Genomic DNA, 22,587 nt, shown 5'->3' with positions numbered 1-22,587 from the left:
CGGCTCAGCGGTCGATGTCCCCGACGACCACCGCGAAGGAGGCGAGCACGGTCGGCAGGTCGGCCACCCGGCAGCCGACCAGCAGCGGGGAGAGCGCCTGGACGTTGTTGAAGGACGGCGTCCGCAACTTCAGCCGCCAGGGGGTCCGGTCGCCCCGGGACACCAGGTGGACGCCGGTGACCCCCAGCGGTGCCTCCGTCCACACGTAGACCGACCCCTCGGGTGGTTTGACCGCCTTGGGCAGCCGCAGGTTCACCGGCCCGGGTGGCAGCCGGTCGAGGCAGGAGCGGACCAGCCGCAGTGCCTGGTCCGCGTCGTCGAGCATGCACTCCACCCGGTCCAGGGCATCGCCCCGCGTCCCCAGCCGGGGGGTGACGCCCAGCTCGGCGTGGGCCGGTCCCGGATCGTCCCGCCGCAGGTCGAGGTCGACGCCGGCCGCCCGACCCGCCGGGCCGGTCACACCCAGCCGCAGGGCCGCACCCGTCGTCAGGACGCCGAGCCCGCGGTGCCGGTGTCGGAAGTCCCCGTCGGACACCGTCACCGACCTGGCGGCGTCGAGCCCCCTCGCCACCACGTCCAATGCGGCGCGGACTCCGTCCCGCCACCCAGCCGGCACGTCCTCGCGGAGCCCGCCGACGCGGTTGGCCATGAAGTGGATGCGTCCGCCCGCCGCCTCCTCCAGGACCCGCTGGACGGACTCCCGCGCCCTGACCAGTCCATCCCGGGCGGCTACGTGCCGAGGTCCCCGGCCACCCGCCTCGGCCACCGGGGCGAGGAACACGACCAGGGCGAGGGCGTGGTTCAACTCGCAGAAGGCGGTGCGCAACCAGCTCGCCCGGTCGGGCACCGTCATGCCCAGCATCCGCTCCACCGCCATCGCCACCGCCATCTCGTTGCAGAAGGCGGCGAGCCAGTCGTGCCGGTTCGCCAGGGCGAGGATCTGCCGGTAGTCGCGGACCTCGAAGAGCTTCTCGGCACCCCGGTGCAGGTGCCCCACGAGCGGGGTGGCGGAGGTGATCACCGGGTCGTCGGCGGGTCCCGACACCGCGAGCCGGAGCCGGTAGGCACCGTGCGCCGCCGGGTGGAGGGGACCCAGGTCCACCACGCGGTCCACCCCGAGGTGGGCGGCTCCCGCGCCGACGCCGACTGTCATCTGGTCAGACACGCGCCCATGCTCGCACCGCCACCCCCGCCCGCCCTCCCGGTGGTCGGGAGGGGGACCCGGGACGCGAGGTGGCTCGGGGCATCGGACGAGGGCTCCCCGGCCCTCCTCGACGCACCGGTCGGCCCGGTGCCCCTCGCGGCGGTCCGGAGCCTCGCCCGGGCGCGCGCCTCAGTGGACCGGGCTCCGGTCCCCGGACGCCAGCACCCGCACGGGGAGGGCCACCTCGTGCACCAACCAGCCGAAGCCCCCGAGCCCCTCGGGAGACGTCAGTTCCGCGACGCCTCCGCTCCGCGCGGCGGCGTCCAACCAGCCGAACGGGTCGGTGGCCGCCAGCGACGGCGACGGGGCCGCGCGGACCACACCGAGGTCGGCGAGCACCCGCCGCTGGGTGGTCAACGTGGTGCGCAGCGGCCCCCCGACCCCGGCGTGGACGGCCGCCGCGCACGCGTCCAGCGCCACGTGGGCCGTCAGATCGCGGGAACCGTCGGGGATCGGGGCCACCCGTCGTCCGCGCAGGTAGCCGGCGAGGGTTCCGGCATCCACCCGACCGGCGAGCCGGTCGGCCAGCCGGTGGTGGTAGTCGACGGCCACCGCGACCCCGGCCCGGACCCCGCGCACCACCGAGGTCCACGCGCGGTCCCGAGGTGTCCCCGCCTCCGCCCGGAGCTCCGCGCCGCCCCGCGCGCGCCGACCTATCGGCCACCAGCGCCCCAGCCACGCCCGGACGGCGGCGTCCACGGGGTCGAGCACCGCCTCCCGACCCGCCGAATCCACCCCGACCCGGCGCCACCGACCGCCGCGTCGCACGAGCACCGGGCAGGGAACGGCGTCCAGCCACTCGTTGGCCACGACCAGGCCGACCACCCGACGCGGCGGCGTGGAGCGCCAGACCACGCCCGGAACCCGGCATGCGGGCGACGGGGCCACGTCGACGGCGGTGACGACCACCCTGTCCGCGAGCCTGGACGGGGCCCGTTCCCGAACCTCCTCGGCGAGCTCGCCGCCACCCGCCCCCACGTCGACGAAGTCCACCCGGGCTGGCCGGCCCAGCGCGTGGTCCACTCGGTCGAGCAGGGTCACCACGGCCTCGGCGAAGGCCGGCCCCACCAGGGGGGAGGTGCGGAAGTGCCCATCGGGCCGTTCGCCCCGCGCGAAGAAGCCGTTCGGGCCGTAGAGCGCACGGGACCAGGCCAGCTCCCAGTCCAGCATCAGCACAGTCTCCGACAGCGGTGCCCTCGGCTGGGCGGAACCCGGCGGCGCGAGCGGCCCAACGCCAATAAGGTTCGGAAGGGAACGGCCAGGACCGGAGGCCGTGTCCTTCGACTACCGGCCGGGCGCTCGCCGCCGGCCCTGGCGCGAGGTGGGCGGCGTGGCGATCGACGAGCGGACGCCGGTTCGGCACCTGACCAGCGCGCGCCTGGAGCGACGTCGGGTCCTGCTGTGGCCGGTCGTCGTGCTCGTGCTGCTGGGCGTGTCCGGCCTCGCCCTGCTCGGCGTCGCCACCGCCAGGGTCGGGTTCGTCCCGGTGATCGTCGGTGCCCTGCTGGCCCTGCTCCCGGTCGGCCCCGTGCTGGCGGCCTTCCTGTGGATCGACCGGTGGGAGCCGGAACCGCCGAAACTGCTGCTCGCCGCGTTCGTGTGGGGTGCGTGCGGGGCCACCGGGTGCGCCCTGCTGATCAACAACACCGCCGAGGTCGTCGGGGAGTCCCTGCTCGGAACGGGAGGTGGTGACGTCGTCGCGGCCGTGATCTCGGCGCCCCTGGTCGAGGAGGCCGCCAAGGCGCTGTTCGTCGTCGGGGTCTTCCTCCGCCGCCGGGTGGAGTTCGACGGGATCGTGGACGGCATCGTCTACTCCGGTGTCACCGCCATCGGGTTCGCCTTCACCGAGAACATCAACTACTTCGGCCTGGCCTTCCGCGAGGGCGGTTTCGGTGACCTCACCGGCGGTATCGTCGCCGTCTTCGTGCTGCGGGGCATCCTCACCCCCTTCGCGCACCCGCTGTTCAGCGCCATGGTGGGCATCGGGGTCGGTATCGCGGCCGGGTCGAGGAAGAAGTGGGTGCGAACGACGGCGCTGCTCGTGGGATACGTCCTGGCCGTCCTGCTGCACGCGGTGTGGAACGGAGCGGCCACGCTGGGCGGCGGCGCCACCTTCGTCGACACCTACTTCGTCGTCATGGTGCCGATCTTCGTGGCGACGCTGGTGCTCGTGCTGTGGCAACGACGCCGGGAACAACGGACCGTCGTCGCCCAACTGCCCGGCTTCGCCGAGGAGGGCTGGATCGCCCCCGGCGAGGTGACCCTGCTCTCCAGCCTGCCCAGCCGGAAGGCGTGGCGGAAGGCGGTGCGGGAACGGGCGGGCGCGGAGGCCGCCCGCGCGGTCCGCGAGTACCAGCACGCGGTCACCGAGCTCGCGTTCCTCCGGCACCGGGTCGCCCAGGGGCTCCCGGTGCCCAACGCCGCGCGACGGCAGGCGCAGGCGGTCGGGGTGCTGCTCGGCGCCCGCGCCGAGGCCGTCCGAGACGGCCTCGTCCGCAGCGCCGCGACCAGGGCCGCCCACGCCGAGAGGCGGAGGGGGACCCGCCCCCGGCGTTGAGCGTTGATCGGGGAGCGGGGAGCGGCGCCGCACGGGGCCGGCGTGAAGCTGCTCACCCGACCGAGGACCGGGCTCCTCCCAGCGGCTACCCTCGCGGCTGTCCGGTACCCGACGGGAGTCGGGACTGGAACACAACGAAGGAGTCGCGCACGATGAGCGCTGTGGTCCCGGGGGCCGCTGGCGAGGATGCCAGCCTCGGAGGTCGGCCAGCCAGGCTGGCGACCGGAGTCATCTCGGCGGGACGCGTCGGCGCCGTGCTCGGCGCCGCCCTCGCCAAGGCCGGGCACGTCGTCGTCGGTGCCTCGGCCGTCTCCTCGGCCTCGCGCCGCCGGGCCGAGGAACTGCTCCCCGATGTTCCCCTGCTACCACCCGACCAGGTGGCTCGGCGTTCCGACCTCGTGGTGCTCGCCGTTCCCGACGACGTCCTCCCCGGGCTGGTGCGCGGTCTCGTGGCGACCGGGTCGCTGCGTCCGGGGCAGATCGTGGCCCACACGTCCGGCGCGCTGGGGGTGTCGGTCCTGCGTCCCGCCGCCGAGGTCGGGGTGCTCCCGGTGGCGCTGCACCCCGCCATGACGTTCACCGGACGTCCCGAGGACCTGCAACGGCTCGCCACCTGTTCGGTGGCGGTGACGGCCGCCGCCGGCGAACCCGACGAGCCGAGCACCAGCACGGCCGGCGGAATGGGCTGGCACGTGGGCGAGGCGCTCGTCGTGGAGCTCGGAGCCGAACCCGTTCGCGTGCCAGAGGAGGCTCGTCCCCTCTACCACGCGGCGCTCACCCACGGGGCCAACCACCTGATGACGCTGGTGGGTGACTGCCTGGAGCTCCTCGAGTCCAGCGGGGTGCGGGAGTCCGGCCGTCTCCTCGGGCCGCTGCTCGGAGCGGCTCTCGACAACGCCCTCCGGCACGGGGACCGCGCGTTGACCGGCCCGGTGTCGCGGGGTGACGTCGGCACCGTCCGCCGGCACCTGGAGGTCCTCTCCGAGGCAGCGCCCCAGGTCGAACCCGCCTACCGGCTGTTGGCAGCGCGGACCGCCGATCGCGCCGAGCGGGCCGGTCTCCTGCCGCCCCACGTGGCGGACGACGTGCGGACGTCACTCGACGAGGAGGACCGATGACGACCGATCCCGCCGCCCGCCCGTTCCGCCCCGGTGAGCTGACCACCCACACCGACGTGGAGGCGTTGTCGAAGGTCACCAGGACGCTGCGTGCCGCCGGCCGGCGGGTGACGCTGGTCCCCACGATGGGTGCCCTGCACGCCGGTCACCGCGAGCTGATCCGCCACGCCCGTCGAGTGCCCAACTCCGTCACCGTGGTGTCGGTCTTCGTCAACCCGTTGCAGTTCGGTGACGGCGAGGACTTCGACCGCTACCCGAGGGACCTCGCGTCGGACCTGGAGGTGTGCCGGTCCGAGGGCGTCGAGCTGGTGTTCGCCCCGACCGCCGAGCGGATGTACCCGCACGGCCGTTCGGTGAGCGTGCGTCCCGGCCCGCTGGGTGACGAGCTGGAGGGCGCGGCCCGGGCCGGCCACTTCGAGGGCGTCCTCACCGTCGTCGCGAAACTGTTCAACATCGTGCGGCCCGACGTGGCGTTCTTCGGGGAGAAGGACTACCAGCAGCTGGTGTTGGTGCGGCGGATGGCGCGCGAACTCAACCTGGACACGGCCGTGGTGGGCGTTCCGACCGTACGGGAACCGAGGGGACTGGCGCTGTCGTCCCGCAACGCCCGCCTGCGGGAGGACCAACGCGCGGCGGCCGTCGCCCTCTCCGCCGCGCTGACCGCCGCCGTGCACACCGCCGGCGCCGGTGCGGCGACCGCGCTGGCCACCGCCCGTGAGGTGCTGGCGGCCGAACCCGCGCTGGACGTGGACTACCTGGAGCTTCGCGGGCCGGACCTGGAACCGGCGCCCGAGGAGGGCAGTGCCCGCCTGCTGGTCGCCGCGCGGATCGGTGACGTCCGACTGATCGACAACGCACCACTCGTGCTGTCTCGGCCCGACGACACCGCCTCGGGCACGACGTTCGCCAGCTGAACCGAGCCGACCGCAGGAAAGAGAGGGCACCTCCATGTTCCGCACGATGCTCAAGTCCAAGATCCACCGCGCGACGGTCACCCAGGCCGACCTGCACTACGTGGGTTCGGTGACCATCGACGAGGATCTGATGGAGGCGGCGGACCTGCTTCCGGGTGAACTGGTGACCATCGTGGACGTCACTAACGGCGCACGGCTGGAGACCTACGCCATCCCGGGTGAGCGCGGCACGGGTGTACTGGGGATCAACGGCGCCGCGGCGCACCTGGTGCACGTCGGCGACATCGTCATCCTGATCGCCTACGGCGTGATGGACGAGGAGGAGGCGAGGACCCGGCCGCCGAGGGTCCTCTTCGTCGACGGCGACAACCGGGTGCTGCGACAGGACGGCGACCCCGCCGGAGTGCCCGAGGGGTACGGGTTGCGGTCTGGGGCGGTCGTGGCGGGAGGCTCCGAGGACCAGCCCGGGGAGACCGCGGACGCGGCGCGGTCGGACGCGCCGCTCCAGACCGAGGGCTGAGCGAGACCGCTCGTAGCCGTGGATGAGGGAGAAGGGGCAACCGGTGCTGCTTGCCATCGACATCGGTAACACCAACATCGTGCTCGGCCTGTACACCGGCCGAGGGGCGGACGCCACGCTGCTGCGCGACTGGCGGATGCGTACCGACGCCAGGATGACCGCCGACGAGCTGGCGCTGACGATGCGGGGGCTGTTGGGCGAGCACGCGGATCGCATCACCGGCGTCTCCGCGTTGTCCACGGTGCCCGCGGTGCTCCGGGAACTCCGGGTGATGTTGGGCCGGTACTACTCGTCGGTGCCCCGGATGCTGGTGCAGCCGGGGGCGCGGACCGGTGTCCCGCTGCTCGTGGACAACCCCAAGGAGGTCGGCGGTGACCGGGTGGTGAACACCCTGGCCGCGCACCACCTGTACGGGACCGCCTGCGTGGTCGTCGATTTCGGAACCTCGACCAACATCGACGTCATCTCCGAGAAGGGGGAGTTCCTGGGCGGCGTGTTCGCGCCCGGGATGGAGATCTCGGTGGACGCGCTGGCCTCGCGCGCGGCGCAGCTCCGCAAGGTGGAGCTCGTCCGGCCGAGGGCGGTGATCGGCAAGAACACCGTCGAGTGCCTTCAGTCCGGCATCCTCTACGGCTTCGCGGCCCAGGTCGACGGCCTGGTGCGCCGCATCGTGGGTGAACTCAGGTCGGGTGGGGACACACCGGTCACCGTTATCGCGACGGGGGGACTGGCGCCGCTCATCGTGGGGGAGACGGAGACGATCGACCACCACGTCCCCGACCTCACCCTGGTCGGTCTCAGGCTGTTCTACGAACGCAACGTGCACTGAGCCGGTGCCCACTCGTCAGCCGGGCGGCCGCCCGTCAGCGGCGGACCGCCCGGTTCACGACGGCGATCTGCGGGAGGTCGAACTCACCCTCGCGGGTCTCCGGCCTCCCGGCGAGGTAGGACCGGAGTTCGGCCCGCATCCGTTCTCGCTCGTCCGGGTCCTGGACCAGTACCCACGAGTGGGTGGAGATCATCTGGACCAGTGACTCGGCCGTGCGGCGGTGGGCGTGCTCGAAGCGGGCGGTCTCCACGGGCGCGAACCTCGGGTGCGCCGGGACGTAGTCCGGGTCCTCCTCGCTGATTCCCGGGCTGGGGATCCCGGTGCGCTGGAGACCCGCCACCCACTCCCGCCGGTCGTCGTTGTAGTTGGTGAGCGCCGCCACCACCCCGCCGGGCCGCAGGACGCGGGCGATCTCGTCCAGCGCCCTCGGCGCGTCGAACCAGTGGAAGGCCTGGCCGACCGTGACCGCGTCGACGGAGGCGTCAGGCAGGGGTAGGGCCTCGGCGTTGCCGTCGAGGACGCGCACGCCCGGCACCCGCCGGGTGAACTCGGCGCGGAGCCGGGGGTCCGGCTCGACCGCGACGGTCTCGGCGGCGAGCCCGCGCACGGACCGGGTCACCTTCCCCGTGCCCGCCGCGAGGTCCAGCACGGCGACGTGGGGTCTGGACAGGACCGGCTCGAGGGCCCAGCGCACCGCCAGGTCCGGGTAGCCGGGTCGGTGCTCGGCGTAGTCCTGGGCCACCTGCCCGAAGGAACCGGCCTGCGCGGCGTCCGAGCGTCGATCGTCGGCTGAGCCGACCGCAACGTGATCCACTCCGAGGATGGTATCCGGTTGGGGGTATTGGGGGGAAGGAACGTAGTCTGTTCCCCCGTGAACGGGCAGCCGGACAATGACACTGTGACCAGCGAGGACACCCTTCCCGAGCAGATGCGCGTGCGCCGCGAGAAGCGGGAGCGGATGCTTGCGAGCGGTATTGAGCCGTATCCGGTCTCGCTCCCCGTCACGCACGGCCTCGGGCAGGTGCGCGCGGAGAATCCCGATCTCGCCCCGGATACCTCGACTGGGCGGATTGTCGGGGTCGCCGGCCGGGTCATGTTCCTCCGAAACACCGGAAAGCTGTGTTTCGCCACGCTCCGTGCTGGTGACGGCGCGGAACTGCAGGCAATGGTCAGCCTCAAGCAGGTGGGGGAGGAGGCTTTGTCGGCCTGGAAGGCCGACGTCGACCTGGGCGACCACGTTTTCGTCTCCGGCGAGGTCATCACGTCCCGCCGGGGCGAGTTGTCCGTCCTGGTGGACGAATGGCGAATGGCCTCCAAGGCTTTGCGGCCGCTGCCGGTGGCCCACAAGGACCTGGCCGAGGAAACCCGGGTGCGGCAGCGCTACGTGGATCTCATCGTCCGCCGGCAGGCGGCGGAGACCGTGCGCACCCGGTCCGCCGTCGTGCGCTCCCTGCGCGAGTCCTTTCACGAGCGCGGCTACCTCGAAGTCGAGACGCCCATGCTCCAGACCCTCCACGGCGGGGCCGCGGCCCGGCCGTTCCTCACCCACTCGAACGCCTTCGACATCGACCTTTTCCTGCGGATCGCCCCCGAGTTGTATCTGAAGCGGTGCGTGGTCGGCGGAATCGAGCGGGTTTTCGAGATCAACCGCAACTTCCGGAACGAGGGCAGCGACTCCTCGCATTCGCCCGAGTTCGCCATGCTGGAGTTCTACGAGGCCTACGGCACCTACGACACGATGGCCGTCCTGACCCGCGAGCTCGTGCAGGAGGCGGCGACCAGGGTCTTCGGCACCCAGGTCGTCACGCTCGCCGACGGTTCCGAGTACGACCTGTCCGGTGAGTGGGCCTCGCTGACGATGTACGAGTCCCTCGCCGAGGCGGTGGGGGAGGAGGTCACCCCGGAGACCCCCGCCGAGCGACTGCGGACGTTGGCGGCCTCCCACGGACTCGACCTCGCCGGCGGCGGGGCGAAGCTCGGCCACGGCAAGCTCGTCGAGGAACTGTGGGAGCACCTGGTGGGCTCGGCGCTGCACGAGCCGACCTTTGTCCGGGATTTCCCGCTGGAAACCTCCCCGCTGACCAGGCAGCACCGGGACAAGCCCGGGGTCGCCGAGAAGTGGGACCTGTATGTGCGGGGTTTCGAGCTGGCGACCGGCTACTCGGAACTGGTCGACCCGGTCGTGGAACGGGAAAGGCTGCGGGAACAGTCCAGGCTGGCGGCGGCCGGGGACGAGGAGGCCATGCAGTTGGACGAAGACTTCCTGCGGTCACTGGAGTACGGAATGCCCCCCAGCGGCGGCACGGGAATGGGGATAGACCGCCTGTTGATGGCTTTGACCGGACTGGGCATCAGAGAGACCATCCTCTTCCCGCTCGTGCGCCCTGAATGAACCAGCGGAACTCGCTAGGCGGAGTGCGTCCTGCCGAAAACGCGTTAGTATTGTGGGAACAGCGACCGGTATTTTGATCGTCGCTACCGGTCGGGAACTGGTCCCGGAACCGGCATGGGCTGGCCCAGGGCGGGCCTGAGCCTTGAGCGAGCTTTTGGGGAAGGACGAGGACTATGGCGCAGAAGGTAACCGTCACTTTGGTCGACGATCTCGACGGCAGCGAGGCCGAGGAGACCGTTGACTTCGCACTCGACGGTGTCGCTTACCAGATCGACCTCTCGTCGAACAATGCCTCGCAGCTCCGCGACGCGCTGGCGAGCTACGTCCAGGGCGCCCGGCGTTCCGGTGGTCGTCGTCGCTCCGCTGGTCGGGCGCCCGCCGGCAGGAGCAACGGAAGCACCACCACCGCGGACCGCGAGCAGAACCAGGCGATCCGGGAGTGGGCCCGGAAGCGGGGGATGGAGGTCTCGGACCGGGGCCGGATCCCCGCCGAGGTGCTCGAGGCCTACAACAAGGCCAACTGATCGCCACCGGAGGTCGACCGCCCCAGCGGCCCTGCTCCACGGGCCCGCTGGGGCGAAGCGCGCTCCACCTGGCCGTGGTGTTCGGTTAGGCTCGCCTCACCAACGACGTCGGCTGGGTTGGGGGCTGCATGAGGTGGGGCGGGAGGGGGACGCCGGCGGTCGCGTCCACTCGCGAACGGGCGCACGCCACGTCCACCTCGGACACCCGCGGCGGTAGCCCGCCGCCGGCTGTCGCCGTCGTGGACGCCGTCCGACCGAGGCTGGTCCTGGTCGGAACGGGGCCCCACGCGCCAGACGGCGTGCGGGCACCGGGGCATCGGGGCACGTCGACCCCGGCCGAGGGGCCAGTCGGTCCCCCAACTCCCCGGAGTGGGCGGGTCGGGGGCCGGCGGCGCCGCCTCCCCACCGCCCGCGCCGCCTCCGGACTCCTGGTCGGTGCCGAGTCCCGCGTGAACACGGAGGAGCTCGCGGGTCCTGGCGCGGGTGGGACCACCGCCGTGGGCGCCCTGCCGGTCGACCGATCCCGGTGTGGAGCGGGCCGGAGCACCCGGCTCGCGGCTTCGCCGGTGCGGGGGGCACCCGGCCACGAGCTACCTCGGCCGGCTCGGTGTGACGCCGGGGACGCGCGAGGTGCGTCCACCCCTCGGGGACGGCTGGTCGCTGTCGCCGGAGGAGGCGGTGGCGGGGTCCGGGAGGGGGGAGCATGACCAGGCCGGTCCCGGCGCGGCCCCGTTCCCATGACCGACCTGGTCCACCGGACGCCCGGTTGGGCGCGCGGTCGTTGCGGCTGTCCTACGGCGAGCGGGTCGTGGTCCACGACCTGGACCTGGACGTGCTCGACAACACGGTGACGGCCGTCATCGGCCCGAACGGGTGTGGGAAGTCCACCCTCCTCCGGGCGCTGGGCCGGCTCCTGACCCCGGCCGAGGGCACGGTCCTCCTCGACGGGAAGCGGATCGACCGGCTACCGACTCGCGAGGTGGCCCGGGTCCTCGGCATCCTCCCGCAGTCACCGACCGCTCCGGACGGCCTGACCGTGGCGGACCTCGTGGCCAGGGGGAGGCACCCGCACCAGTCCTGGTACCGCCAGTGGTCCTCCGCCGACGAGGAGGCGGTCGCCGATGCGCTGCGCATGACGGGGATGGAGCGGCTGGCTGATCGGGCCCTCGACGAACTCTCGGGTGGGCAGCGGCAGCGGGCGTGGATCTCGATGGCGCTCGCCCAGGGCACCGAGCTGCTCCTGCTCGACGAACCCACCACCTACCTGGACCTCGCGCACCAGATCGACGTGCTCGACCTGGTGGAGCGGTTGCACACGACCAGGGGACGAACGGTCGTGATGGTGCTGCACGACCTGAACCTGGCCGCCCGGTACGCGCGCCGACTGGTCGCGATGCGCGGTGGTGAGGTGGTCGCCGAGGGGGAACCGGCCGAGGTGCTCACCGAGGACCTGCTGTTCCACGTCTTCGGGCTCGACGCCAGGGTCATCGAGGACCCGGTGTCCGGGACGCCGCTGGTGGTGCCCGTCGGGGCACGCCATCGCACGACCGTCTAGCGCCACCGGCCGGGCCCGAGCGCATCCCGAGCTTCAGGGGGTGGGGAACGGTCACGACCGCCGGTTCGGAACGGCCACCGCTCCCCAGCCGGGTACCTCCTCAGTCGCCACCCCGGCGGACCCGGTCCGCCCGTTCCGCGTCGGAGACCCGGGGGCAGGTCACGCAGGCCCGCTCGACCCCGGGGAGCGCGTAGTGGAAGCAGCAGCTCTGCCGGCGTCGGGTCCAGTGCTGGCCGTTGTCCTCGCCCGTCACCGAGTAGAGGGTCGACCCCGAGGTGAGGGGGTCGGTGTCCGAGCACCCGAGCACCAGCGAGGCGTCGCCGACGCCGGCCCCCTCGTCGCCACCCAGCCGCCCCGCGTTCCAGAGGGCGGTGTCGAGCACGTCCGTCGCGGCGGCCCACAGGGTGCGGCGACCGAGCCGGGTGTGGGGGGCGAAGGCCGTGACGAACCGGGCCGCGTGGTCGACGAAGCGCGCGCGGAGCAGCGCGGCCAGCGCCCGCTCGTCGGCCACCACCGTGGCCCGCGCCGTACCGGCCGCCGGGTCGTCGGGCAGGCAGGCGAACCCCTCGCTGAGCAGGGCCACGCCGTCGACGTGCGGGCGGGAGTCCGCGAGCCGGAACGCCAGGTCCGCCGGCCGGAGGTGCGGAACCCGCCGGGCGGTGTGGAAGAGCATGCCGGCCAGGAACCCCGGTGCGTGCAGGTACCAGCTCATCAGGTACCCGGAGGTCGTGCGGTCCGGGGACTCACCGAAACGTTCCCGTAGCCAGTCGCCGAGCCGCGCCTGCCAGGACGGGAAGAACCCGGGGTCGGCGAGCGCCCGCGCGCAGCCGACCCACGTCTCCCCCTCCTCCGGTGGGGCGCCGAAGCGCAGGGCCATCCAGCTGGGAGCCCGCGTCGCCTCGATGGAGTGGGCGATCGTCGTGCCGGGCTCGGGGGCGGGCGGAGCGCTCCGGTGACCCGCCCGGACGCGGGTGAGCATGCTCACGACGTCACCTCCGGCTCGTTCCGCCACCTGGTGTTGGTTCACCCGATGGGTTCCTCGTCTCCTCTGGCCCTGTCCTCCCGGGTACCCGGCGGCCGGCTGTTCCTCCTCGGTTCCGCCCGGCGGCCGGGGCAGGGTTGCCTAACCTTATCCCCGAGGGGTGGCGTGGTGCGCGACCCGGTACCGCCAGCGCGTTCGCCGGGGTCCAGCGGCACGGGGCTCCCCGCCGGGAGTCGGGCCGGGACGGCGGGTCCGCCAGGGCACCGAGCGGCGGCTCGGGCCACCCGAGGTCGGACGCGCGCGCCGGTGGCGACCGCGTGTTCGCTCTGGGCGGACAGCCGGCACAACCCAGCGTGACCAGGAATTCAGGGCGGCCCCGGCCCGTTGAACCCGCTGTCGGACGTGTGACGGCCGCTTTCCGGAGCTAACGGAAGCACGCCGCAGCGAGAATGCCTACTACAGTGGTCGTAGGGTGCCGACCTCGTCGCAGAGCGCCAGTGGGGCTGCGTGTCACTGCCTGGGGCGAGTTGGAAGCCGCTGTCGCCGCTGTCAGGGAGTGCGAATGTTCGAAAGATTCACCGACCGCGCGAGGCGGGTTGTCGTCCTGGCCCAAGAAGAGGCCAGGATGCTGAACCACAACTACATCGGCACTGAACACATCCTCCTGGGCCTGATCCACGAGGGTGAGGGTGTCGCCGCCAAGGCGCTGGAGTCGCTGGGGATCGCCCTGGAGGGCGTGCGCCAGCAGGTCGAGGAGATCATCGGCCAGGGTCAGCAGGCTCCCAGCGGGCACATCCCGTTCACGCCGCGCGCCAAGAAGGTGCTGGAGCTGTCGCTGCGGGAGGCGTTGCAGCTCGGCCACAACTACATCGGTACCGAACACATCCTGCTCGGCCTCATCCGCGAGGGTGAGGGCGTGGCGGCGCAGGTGCTGGTGAAGCTCGGCGCGGACCTCAACCGCGTCCGCCAGCAGGTGCTGCAGCTGCTGTCCGGCTACCAGGGCAAGGAGCCGGCCGAGACCGCCGGTCGTGGTGAGGGCACCCCGTCCTCGTCGCTGGTGCTCGACCAGTTCGGTCGCAACCTGACCTCCAGCGCCCGCGAGGGCAAGCTGGACCCGGTGATCGGCCGGGACAAGGAGATCGAGCGGGTCATGCAGGTGCTGTCCCGCCGGACGAAGAACAACCCCGTCCTCATCGGTGAGCCGGGCGTCGGCAAGACCGCCGTCGTCGAGGGGCTGGCCCAGCAGATCGTGCGGGGCGAGGTTCCCGAGACGCTGAAGGACAAGCAGCTCTACACCCTCGACCTGGGCTCGTTGGTCGCCGGTTCCCGTTACCGGGGTGACTTCGAGGAGCGCCTGAAGAAGGTGCTCAAGGAGATCCGCACCCGGGGCGACATCATCCTGTTCATCGACGAGCTGCACACGCTCGTCGGAGCGGGCGCCGCCGAGGGCGCGATCGACGCCGCCAGCATCCTCAAGCCCATGCTGGCCAGGGGTGAGTTGCAGACGATCGGCGCCACCACCCTCGACGAGTACCGCAAGCACGTCGAGAAGGACCCGGCGCTGGAGCGCCGCTTCCAGCCCATCCAGGTGGGCGAGCCCTCGCTGGACCACACCATCGAGATCCTCAAGGGCCTGCGGGACCGCTACGAGGCCCACCACCGCGTGTCCATCACCGACTCCGCGCTGGTCGCGGCGGCCACCCTGGCCGACAGGTACATCAACGACCGCTACCTGCCGGACAAGGCGATCGACCTGATCGACGAGGCGGGCGCCCGGATGCGGATCCGCCGGATGACGGCGCCGCCGGACCTGCGCGAGTTCGACGAGAAGATCGCCGACGTCCGCAGGGACAAGGAGTCCGCGATCGACGCGCAGGACTTCGAGCGGGCCGCCAGGCTGCGCGACGAGGAGAAGCAGCTTCTCGCGCAGAAGGGCGAGCGCGAGAAGCAGTGGAAGTCCGGTGACCTGGACGTCGTGGCGGAGGTCGACGACGAGCAGATCGCCGAGGTCCTCGGCAACTGGACCGGCATCCCGGTCTTCAAACTGACGGAGGAGGAGACCACCCGCCTGCTCCGGATGGAGGACGAGCTGCACAAGCGGATCATCGGCCAGGAGGACGCCGTGAAGGCGGTCTCCCAGGCGATCCGCCGCACGCGGGCCGGGCTGAAGGACCCCAAGCGCCCCTCCGGCTCGTTCATCTTCGCCGGGCCGTCCGGTGTGGGGAAGACCGAGCTGTCCAAGGCGCTGGCGAACTTCCTGTTCGGTGAGGACGACGCGCTCGTCCAGATCGACATGGGCGAGTTCCACGACCGCTACACCGCCTCGCGGCTGTTCGGTGCTCCTCCCGGCTACGTCGGCTACGAGGAGGGCGGGCAGCTCACCGAGAAGGTGCGCCGCAAGCCGTTCTCCGTCGTGCTGTTCGACGAGATCGAGAAGGCGCACCAGGAGGTGTACAACACGCTGCTCCAGGTGCTGGAGGACGGCCGCCTGACCGACGGTCAGGGCCGGACGGTGGACTTCAAGAACACCGTCATCATCTTCACCTCCAACCTGGGCACGCAGGACATCTCCAAGGCGGTGGGCCTCGGGTTCTCCGGCAGCGGGGAGCAGGGCTCGAACTACGAGCGGATGAAGCAGAAGGTCAACGACGAGCTGAAGAAGCACTTCCGCCCGGAGTTCCTGAACCGGATCGACGACATCATCGTCTTCCACCAGCTGACCGAGTCCGAGATCGTTCGGATGGTGGACCTGATGGTGACCCGCGTCGAGACGCAGCTCAAGAACAAGGACATGGCGCTGGAGCTGACCGAGAAGGCCAAGAAGCTCCTGGCCAAGCGGGGCTTCGACCCGGTGTTGGGTGCCAGGCCGCTGCGGCGGACGATCCAGCGGGAGATCGAGGACCAGCTGTCGGAGAAGATCCTGTTCGGCGAGCTGCAGCCGGGTCAGATCATCATCGCCGACGTCGAGGGCTGGGACGGCGAGGACAAGCGCGACGACGAGGCCCGCTTCGTCTTCCGCGGCGAGACCAAGCCGGTCGAGGTCCCGGACTCGCCGCCGGTGGAGCTGTCCGGCTCGGGTGGGTCCAGCACCGAGAACCAGAACGACACCGAGAACGACTGATCCCGGCACGAGGCCGGAGGAGGCCCCGCCGACACCCGTCGGCGGGGCCTCCCGCATGCGGTGGGTCGGGCCTCCTCGTTGCCTCGCGAACGTCGCCGCCCCCGAGCGGCGGGGGTCGGGTGGTGGGCGGCGCATGACAGGCTGGCCCCATGCGCGTGGCGATGCTCGGAACGCTGGAGGTGCGCACCGGCGACGGCGGCGTCGCGGAGATCGGCGGTCGCTTGCTCAGGGTGCTGCTCGTCCGGCTGGCGCTCGACGTCGGGCGCTCGGTACCCGTGGATACCCTGCTGACCGACCTGTGGGCTGGTGATCCTCCGGCGGGAGGCGCGAACGCCGTCCAGACCCTGGTCGCACGACTACGCCGCTCGCTGCGACCGCACGGGGCGGCGGAGGCGATCCGGTCGGGAGGCGGCGGCTACTGGCTCGACCTGGACCCGAGCGACGTGGACATCCCGCGCGCCGAACGGCTCGCCGCTCGCGGCCGGGCGGCGGCCAGGGCCGGGGAGACGGCCGGCGCGGCGCGGAGCCTCACCGAGGCGCTGTCGTGCTGGCGCGGACGGCCGCTGGCGGACCTCCCGCCGTTGCCCTTCGTCGAGGAGGCCCGCCACCAGCTGGTCGAGAGCCGCCTCACCCTCACCGAGGACTGGGCCGAGGCCCGGTCCGCTCTGGGGGACTTCGCCGAGGTGGTCCGCGGGCTGGAGCCGTTGGTGCGTGAGTGGCCACTGCGCGAGCGACTGGCGGGCGCGCTGATCGAGGCCCTCGCGACGGTCGGACGGCTGGCGGACGCCCTCGCCACCTACGACCGTCTCCGCCGCGCCCTCGCCGAGGAGCTCGGTGTCGATCCCTCACCTGCCCTGCGGGGCCTGCACCTCCGCCTGCTGCGGTCGGACCGGCCCAGCTCGGAGACCGAACGCGAGGTGTCGAGCGCTGCCGGGACGCGCCGCGAGCTCCCACCCGCGCGGCGGTCGCGTGGTGGACCTCGGGTGCCGGTCACGAGTTTCGTCGGGCGGGAGGCCGAGTTCGAGGTCGCCCTGGAACTCCTCGACCGGTCCAGGCTCGTCACCCTGGTGGGGCCGGGCGGTGCGGGGAAGACCCGGATGGCGACGGAGCTCGTCGGAGCGATCGGCACCCCGGCCCCCTCCTCGGGGCCGGACGACCAGGGAGACCCGGGCGAGGCCGTCTTCGTGGAACTCGCTCCCGTCGGCGACCCGGCCGAGTTGGTGGACGCCTTGGTCAACGCCCTCGATGTCCGCAAGACCGCGTTGATGCCCGCGCAGGCGGGGTGGCGGCAGCCCATCGTCGAACTGGTCGACGTGCTCGCCAGCCGGCCGTCGTTGCTCGTGCTGGACAACTGCGAGCACCTGGTCGACGCGGTCGCCCCCCTCGTCGCGGACCTGCTCGCCAGGTGTCCCCGGCTCCGGGTGCTCGCCACCAGCAGGGAAGCCCTGGTCGTGCCAGGGGAGGCCCTGTGCCAGATCGGGTCCCTGGGTGTTCCCGACGACAGGGCGGACGACGCCGAGATCCGCCAGTCGCCGGCGGTCCGGCTCTTCGCCGACCGGGCAGCCGCCGTGTCGCACGGGTTCCGGTTGACCGACGAGAACGTCGAGGCGGTCGCTGACGTGTGCCGCCGACTCGACGGGCTCCCGCTGCCGATCGAACTCGCCGCCGCCCGACTGCGGTCGATGACCCTCCGCCAACTCGTCGACCGGTTGGACGACCGGTTCCGCCTGCTCGCCGCCGGCGCCCGCTCCGCGTTGCCCCGGCACCGCACCCTGCGCGCCGTGGTGGAGTGGAGCTGGGATCTGCTGCTGCCGCAGGAGCGGGTGTTGGCCCGGCGGCTCGCGGTGTTCGCCAACTCCGCCACCGTGGAGTCGGCCACCGAGATCTGCGCCGGCGAGGACCTGCCCGCCGACGACATCTTCTACCTGCTCACCTCGCTGGTGGACAAGTCGCTGGTCGACATCGTCGACGACCACGCCGGCCGCGGCCGGTACCGGATGTTGGAGACGGTCCGCGCCTACGCGGCGGAGCGGTTGCGGGACGCGGGGGAGGACGGCCGGCTCCGGGCCACGCACGCCCGGTACCACCTCCGGCTCGCCCAGTGGGCCGACCGCCTGCTGCGGGGCCAGGACCAGCTCACGGCGATCGCGGCGGTCCACGCCGAGCACGACAACCTGCACGCCGCGCTCCGCTGGGCGGTGGAGACGTGTGAGGCGGACCTCGCGCTCGAGTTCGGCATCGCCCTGGGCTGGTACTGGTGGCTCTTCGCCAACGAGCCGGAGGCCGCCGCCCGGATCGCGGAGATCCTCCGGGTCGCCGACGAAGCGGATGTCGAGGGGACAGCGACCGACCCCGCGGCCCGCGCGGCGCTCCGCGCGATGCACGCGGTCCTCCGGGCGACCTTCGCCGAAGCGGTGGGACCTGACTGGGGCGAGCTGCACCGGGCCTGCCGGGAAACGGAGGCGATGTTGCGATACCCGGTGCTGATCATGATCGAGCCGGTGCTCGCCCTCTACGCCGGGCGGCCGGAGGCCGCCCATGCCAGCCTGGCGAGGGCGTCCGCCTCACCGGACGCCTGGGCGCGGGCCATCACCCAGTTGAACCGGCTGTTGCTGCTGGAGATCGAGGGGCGGTTCGAGGACATCCGGGCGGCGGGGGACGAGGTGGTCCGGGCCCTCACCGCCGTCGGCGATCGCTGGGGGACCAGCCGGGCGTTGTTCACCCAGCTCGTCCAGCAGTCCCTCGAAGGGGACCACGAAGCGGTGCTGCGCACCGGCGAGCGCATCCTGGCGCTGGTCACGGAACTCGGTGCCGAGCCCGACATCGTCCACGTGCGGGTGTGCATGGCCCAGGAGAAGATCCGCGCCGGCCGGCTCGACGAGGGGGAACGGGAGATCCGCGAGCAGTTGGCCGCCTCGCTCCGCGCCGGGCGTTCCAGCCTGGAGGCGGGGGCGCGGTGCCTGCTCGCGCAGGTGCACCGCCATCGGGGGCACCACGTCCAGGCGAGGGAGGAGCTGGCGAGGGCCAGGTCACGGTTGCGGGTCCAGCGGCACGAGCTCTCCCAGCAGTTCGTCGGCCTCGTGATGCTCGAGGAGGCGTTGCTGGCGCTGGGGGAAGGCAGCCCGGGTGCCGCCAGGGCGTCCGCCGACGAGGTGCTGGCCCGCTTCACCCGCCCCTACGAACGTCCGATGATCTCGGTGGCCGCCGAGATCCACGCCGAGGTGGCGCTGCGAACGGGCGATCCGGCGGGAGCCGCCCGGCTGTTGGGCGTGTCGCACGCGCTGCGGGGGACCCTGGACGAGGGGAACCCCGACCTGCGCCGGGTGCGGGAGGGGGTGCGGGCCGCGTTGGGGGACGACGAGTGGCACCACCACTTCTGGTCGACGGCCAGCCTCGGCCAGGCGAAGGCCGAGGAGGTGCTGCGGGCCGGGAGGCCGGGGTCGTTGCCCGACGCTCCCGGCCTCGGCTGAGGTACGGCGGGTGTTCAGCCGCGGCTGAGCCGCCGCCGGTAGGCCCAGGACGCCGCGGGGAACAGCACCAGCAGCAGGCCGGCCATCCACAGCAACGACGCCACCATCGGTCCGGCGACCTCCCCGCCGATCATCAGCCCACGGGCGGTGTCCGAGAGCTGGGTGATGGGGCTGATGTTCACCCAGGCCTGGAGCCACCCTGGCATGGTCTCGGTGGGCGCGAAGATGTTGCTGCCGAACATCAGCGGCCAGATCACGACCATCGACATGCCCATCACGGCCTGCGGGCTGCGGACCAGCATCGCGAGCAGCACCGACAGCCAACAGATCGACAGGCCGAACGCGATCACCAGCAGTACCGCGACCAGCACCGACACCGGGTCGGTCGTCGCCCGGAAACCGAGCAGCATCCCGAATCCCAGCAGCACCGCCAGGGAGACCGCGTACCGGACGATGTCTCCGAGAACCGCGCCCACCAGGGGAGCGGACCGGGCGATCGGCAGGCTGCGGAACCGGTCGAACACCCCCTTGGAGATGTCCTGGCTCAACGCGAACCCGGTGCCGAGGCTGGCGGTCAGGGCGATCATCACCATCAGCCCGGGCAGGACCAGCTGGAGATAGGCGTCCGTGCTCCCCGCGATCGCCCCACCGAAGAGGTAGACGAACATCAGCAGCATCAGGATCGGCTGGAGGGTGACGTCGAGCAGGGTCTCCGGGGACTTCCGGATCTTGGCGACGCTGCGGCCGGCGAGGATCAGGCCGTGCCTGACCATGCTCCCGGGCCGGGAACCGGAACGGGCGGGTGGGGACACGACGGCGGTGCTCATGCCAGGTTTCCTTCCTTGACCGGTGCCTCGGTGATCTCCTCGGGCCCGGTCGTCCTCCCGGTCAGCGCCAGGAACACGTCGTCGAGGCTCGGCAGGCGCAGGGCCAGCTCGTCGGCGACCACCCCGGCGGCGTCGAGCCTGCGGACCAGCGTCGACAGCACGACGGGGTCCTCCACCGGCACCGTGAGGAGGTTGCTCTCCTCGTCACGGTGCGGCGCCCGACCGACGAGGTCGGTCAGGATGCCAGCGACGGTGTCCATGTCGGCTGGCAGGCTCGTGCGCACCTGGAGGGACTGGCCCCCCGTCCTCCGCTTGAGCTCGTCCGCCCGCCCCTCCGCGACCACCCGGCCCTGGTCGATGACGGTGATCCGGTCGGCGAGCCGGTCAGCCTCCTCCAGGTACTGCGTGGTCAGCAGCACGGTCACCCCCTCGTCCGCCAGCGAACGGACCATCGACCAGACCTGGTTGCGGCTGTGGGGGTCGAGGCCGGTGGTCGGCTCGTCCAGGAAGAGCACCTGGGGGCGGCCGACCAGGCTCGCCGCGAGGTCGAGCCGCCGGCGCATCCCACCCGAGTAGCCCTTGGCTGGCCGTCCGCCGGCGTCGGACAGCTCGAACTGTTCCAGCAGTTCCTCCGCCCTGGCCCTCGCGGACCGCCGGTTCATGTCCAACAGGCGCCCGATGAGGGCGAGGTTCTCCAGGCCGGTCATCTCCTCGTCGAGCGCCGCGTACTGCCCGGTGAGGCCGATGATCTCCCGGACGCGGAGCGGTTGACGGCTGACGTCGAAGCCGCCGACCGACGCCTGCCCCCCGTCCAGGCGGAGCAGGGTCGCGAGAATCCGGACGGCGGTCGTCTTCCCCGCGCCGTTCGGCCCCAGCAGGCCCGCGATGCTGCCGGCGGGCACCGACAGGTCGACCCCTGCGAGAGCGGTGTGCTCCCGGTACCGCTTCACCAGGCCTTCGGCCTGGATCGCATACGACATGCTTTCCTCCCCTTGGGTGTTCGTCCGCCACCCTGCCCCCCGGAGCTGGCGGACCGCGCACAGCCCGCTGTCACCGTTCGTCCCCCTGCTGTGCGCAGCTACCCGGATGACTGGTGGATCTGACCCGGCAGTCGTACACCGACGGCGACATGACTGGCTGGCCGTCACCCCGTGGGGGACGGCGTCAGGGTCGGGCGAGCGGGCGCGGCAGGACGAGCGGAGCGGTGCGTGAGGGCGGCGGTCGCCGCCCTCACGGGTGGCGGTGGGCGCAGGCTACCCGCGTACCGGCCCTGATCGCCGTTCCACGCCGGGAACGCGGCCGAGTGGGAGGTCCGACGGGACGCGGGTGGCGGTCGCGGACCGGACCGGGCAGGGGGCGGCGACTCGGCAGGGGAGACGTCGGGAGGCGTTCACCTCACCGCAGGAGGTCGTCGAGCGCCCGGAGGGTGTCGAGGGCCGGCCCGGGCAGCGACACGCCCCGGCCGTGCCGCACCTCCGCCTCCCGAGGGTTGACGCGCACCAGGGCACCCGTGGCCGCGCTCGCGAGTTCGGCCTGACGTCGAACGGTCGGAACGGCGGTGCCCGCTCCCACCTCCACGACGACGAGCCTGGCCCTCCGGAGCTCGCGCCGCCACCGCACGTACTCGGACATCACCGCCTCGGTCCGGGTGCCGAGCCAGGCGCCGTCCCCGAACATCAGGATGTTCGGGCGGGCCACCGCGCCGCAACGCGGGCAGGTCGGGAGCGGCGACGACGCGCGCATCGTCTCCGCGTCCACCGTGAGCCGGACATCGTCCGCCGGCCACACGTCCGGCCCGCAGGGAACACCGCACTGGAGGTGGTGGATCGAGCCGTGGCACTCGACGACCTCGTCCTCCGGAAACCCCGCCCGTTGGAACTGCCCGTCGACGTTGGAGGTGAAGACACGGACGCCCCCGAGCAGGTCCGCGCCCCAGGACCGCAGCACCCCGAAGCCCGCGTGCGGCAGGGTCGACCGGTACAGCTCGAGGCGGTGGCCGTAGAAGCCCCACGCCAGTTCCGGGTCGGCGTCGAAGTGGACCGGGTCGGCCAGCTCGACGAAGTTCACCCCGAGGCGGCGGTAGGGCGGGTAGGCACGCCAGAACCCCTCGTCCCCCCGGAAGTCCGGGAGGCCGGAGTCGACGCCCATGCCCGCCCCGGCGCAGACCAGCAGCGCCTCGGCGCCGCGCAGGAGTTCGGCGGCGCGGTGCAGGTCGTCCTTCGTCATCCCTGCCCGGCGGAGGGTTCCACGTGCTGGACCACCTCGAACTCCAGGAGGTCCGCCCCGCTGGCGACCGGCTTCGCCCGTTCCCCGGAGTGCGCCTCCTTCGCCGGCCCCCCGGCCCAGGCCTGGAAGTCCTCCTCCGTCTCCCACCGGGTGTAGACGAAGTACCTGGTGTCCCCGCTGACCGGGCGGAGCAGTTCGAAGCCGAGGAAACCGGGAGCCTTCTCGACCGCGCCGGCCCTGGCGGCGAACCGCTTCTCCAGCTCCGGGCCGGCGCCCTCGGGAACCTCGATCGCGTTGATCTTCACGACTGCCATGCCACGACCGTACCGGGGAACCGGGCAGGTGACG

At 72.3% G+C, this 22,587-nt stretch carries 18 protein-coding genes; 10 read left to right on the top strand and 8 right to left on the bottom strand.

What is annotated here, in order from left to right; genetic code table 11:
• Positions 1-4: 4 nt before the first annotated feature.
• Both C1701_RS09450 and C1701_RS09445 read right to left on the bottom strand, forming a co-directional pair.
• Entirely contained in the window at positions 5-1,165 is a 1,161-nt protein-coding gene (locus C1701_RS09450) for an NADH-quinone oxidoreductase subunit D (RefSeq protein ID WP_337662209.1), read from the bottom strand.
• 168 nt (positions 1,166-1,333) lie between these two features.
• Positions 1,334-2,374 carry an SAM-dependent methyltransferase gene (locus C1701_RS09445; RefSeq protein ID WP_103057010.1) on the bottom strand — a complete coding sequence of 347 codons (1,041 nt, stop codon included), beginning with the start codon at positions 2,372-2,374 and terminating at the stop codon, positions 1,334-1,336.
• A 151-nt stretch (positions 2,375-2,525) separates the two neighbouring features.
• On the opposite strand from C1701_RS09445, the gene C1701_RS09440 reads away from it, so the two are divergent.
• The 5 genes from C1701_RS09440 to C1701_RS09420 all read left to right on the top strand — a co-directional run bounded on the left by C1701_RS09440 (position 2,526) and on the right by C1701_RS09420 (position 7,142).
• Positions 2,526-3,761 carry a PrsW family intramembrane metalloprotease gene (locus tag C1701_RS09440; protein WP_372493016.1) on the top strand — a complete coding sequence of 412 codons (1,236 nt, stop codon included), beginning with the start codon at positions 2,526-2,528 and terminating at the stop codon, positions 3,759-3,761.
• Positions 3,762-3,913: 152 nt separating this feature from the next.
• Complete coding sequence (locus C1701_RS09435) at positions 3,914-4,879, top strand: Rossmann-like and DUF2520 domain-containing protein (RefSeq protein WP_051313477.1); 966 nt, start codon at positions 3,914-3,916, stop codon at positions 4,877-4,879.
• Positions 4,876-5,793 (top strand): pantoate--beta-alanine ligase, encoded by a 918-nt coding sequence (panC, locus tag C1701_RS09430; RefSeq protein ID WP_026417608.1) that lies wholly within the window; start codon positions 4,876-4,878, stop codon positions 5,791-5,793. The genes C1701_RS09435 and panC overlap by 4 nt, the downstream gene beginning before the upstream one ends.
• Positions 5,794-5,827: 34 nt before the next feature.
• Positions 5,828-6,313: an aspartate 1-decarboxylase gene (panD, locus tag C1701_RS09425; protein ID WP_026417607.1), complete on the top strand. Its 486-nt coding sequence runs from the start codon at positions 5,828-5,830 to the stop codon at positions 6,311-6,313.
• Between the two features lie 43 nt (positions 6,314-6,356).
• On the top strand, positions 6,357-7,142 hold the full coding sequence (locus C1701_RS09420; protein ID WP_026417606.1) for a type III pantothenate kinase: 786 nt from the start codon (positions 6,357-6,359) through the stop codon (positions 7,140-7,142).
• 34 nt (positions 7,143-7,176) lie between these two features.
• Here C1701_RS09420 and C1701_RS09415 read toward each other — a convergent pair whose 3' ends face one another.
• The gene (locus tag C1701_RS09415; protein WP_026417605.1) at positions 7,177-7,956 is read right to left on the bottom strand and encodes a class I SAM-dependent methyltransferase; all 780 of its coding nucleotides are present in this window, start codon (positions 7,954-7,956) and stop codon (positions 7,177-7,179) included.
• Between the two features lie 114 nt (positions 7,957-8,070).
• Between C1701_RS09415 and lysS the strand changes: the two genes are divergently transcribed.
• From lysS to C1701_RS09400, 3 genes are all read left to right on the top strand, one after another.
• Positions 8,071-9,534, top strand: a complete 1,464-nt coding sequence (lysS, locus tag C1701_RS09410) for a lysine--tRNA ligase (protein ID WP_051313594.1) — start codon at positions 8,071-8,073, stop codon at positions 9,532-9,534.
• A gap of 173 nt (positions 9,535-9,707) precedes the next feature.
• Positions 9,708-10,058, top strand: a complete 351-nt coding sequence (locus C1701_RS09405) for a histone-like nucleoid-structuring protein Lsr2 (protein WP_016700451.1) — start codon at positions 9,708-9,710, stop codon at positions 10,056-10,058.
• Positions 10,059-10,761: 703 nt separating this feature from the next.
• Positions 10,762-11,613 (top strand): ABC transporter ATP-binding protein, encoded by an 852-nt coding sequence (locus tag C1701_RS09400; protein ID WP_103055820.1) that lies wholly within the window; start codon positions 10,762-10,764, stop codon positions 11,611-11,613.
• A 100-nt stretch (positions 11,614-11,713) separates the two neighbouring features.
• Here the strand turns inward: C1701_RS09400 and C1701_RS09395 are convergent, their stop codons facing one another.
• Positions 11,714-12,598: a (2Fe-2S)-binding protein gene (locus C1701_RS09395; RefSeq protein ID WP_026417602.1), complete on the bottom strand. Its 885-nt coding sequence runs from the start codon at positions 12,596-12,598 to the stop codon at positions 11,714-11,716.
• A gap of 559 nt (positions 12,599-13,157) precedes the next feature.
• On the opposite strand from C1701_RS09395, the gene C1701_RS09390 reads away from it, so the two are divergent.
• Both C1701_RS09390 and C1701_RS09385 read left to right on the top strand, forming a co-directional pair.
• The gene (locus tag C1701_RS09390) at positions 13,158-15,716 is read left to right on the top strand and encodes an ATP-dependent Clp protease ATP-binding subunit (protein WP_026417601.1); all 2,559 of its coding nucleotides are present in this window, start codon (positions 13,158-13,160) and stop codon (positions 15,714-15,716) included.
• A gap of 149 nt (positions 15,717-15,865) precedes the next feature.
• Complete coding sequence (locus tag C1701_RS09385) at positions 15,866-19,186, top strand: AfsR/SARP family transcriptional regulator (RefSeq protein ID WP_103055819.1); 3,321 nt, start codon at positions 15,866-15,868, stop codon at positions 19,184-19,186.
• A 14-nt stretch (positions 19,187-19,200) separates the two neighbouring features.
• Here C1701_RS09385 and C1701_RS09380 read toward each other — a convergent pair whose 3' ends face one another.
• The 4 genes from C1701_RS09380 to C1701_RS09365 form a co-directional block, all read right to left on the bottom strand.
• Positions 19,201-20,013: an ABC transporter permease gene (locus tag C1701_RS09380; RefSeq protein ID WP_026417600.1), complete on the bottom strand. Its 813-nt coding sequence runs from the start codon at positions 20,011-20,013 to the stop codon at positions 19,201-19,203.
• On the bottom strand, positions 20,010-20,993 hold the full coding sequence (locus C1701_RS09375) for an ATP-binding cassette domain-containing protein (RefSeq protein ID WP_103055818.1): 984 nt from the start codon (positions 20,991-20,993) through the stop codon (positions 20,010-20,012). Before C1701_RS09375 ends, C1701_RS09380 begins: the two co-directional genes overlap by 4 nt.
• Positions 20,994-21,408: 415 nt before the next feature.
• The gene (locus C1701_RS09370) at positions 21,409-22,239 is read right to left on the bottom strand and encodes an SIR2 family NAD-dependent protein deacylase (protein ID WP_030106770.1); all 831 of its coding nucleotides are present in this window, start codon (positions 22,237-22,239) and stop codon (positions 21,409-21,411) included.
• Entirely contained in the window at positions 22,236-22,553 is a 318-nt protein-coding gene (locus C1701_RS09365) for an antibiotic biosynthesis monooxygenase family protein (protein WP_026417597.1), read from the bottom strand. The genes C1701_RS09370 and C1701_RS09365 overlap by 4 nt, the downstream gene beginning before the upstream one ends.
• Between the last annotated feature and the right edge of the window lie 34 nt (positions 22,554-22,587).

It is taken from the genome of Actinoalloteichus sp. AHMU CJ021 (assembly GCF_002895405.1).
Taxonomy (GTDB): Bacteria; Actinomycetota; Actinomycetes; order Mycobacteriales; family Pseudonocardiaceae; genus Actinoalloteichus_B; species Actinoalloteichus_B caeruleus.
The sequence above is the reverse complement of the archived record's forward strand: the minus strand, read 5'-3'. Positions and strand labels throughout refer to the sequence as shown.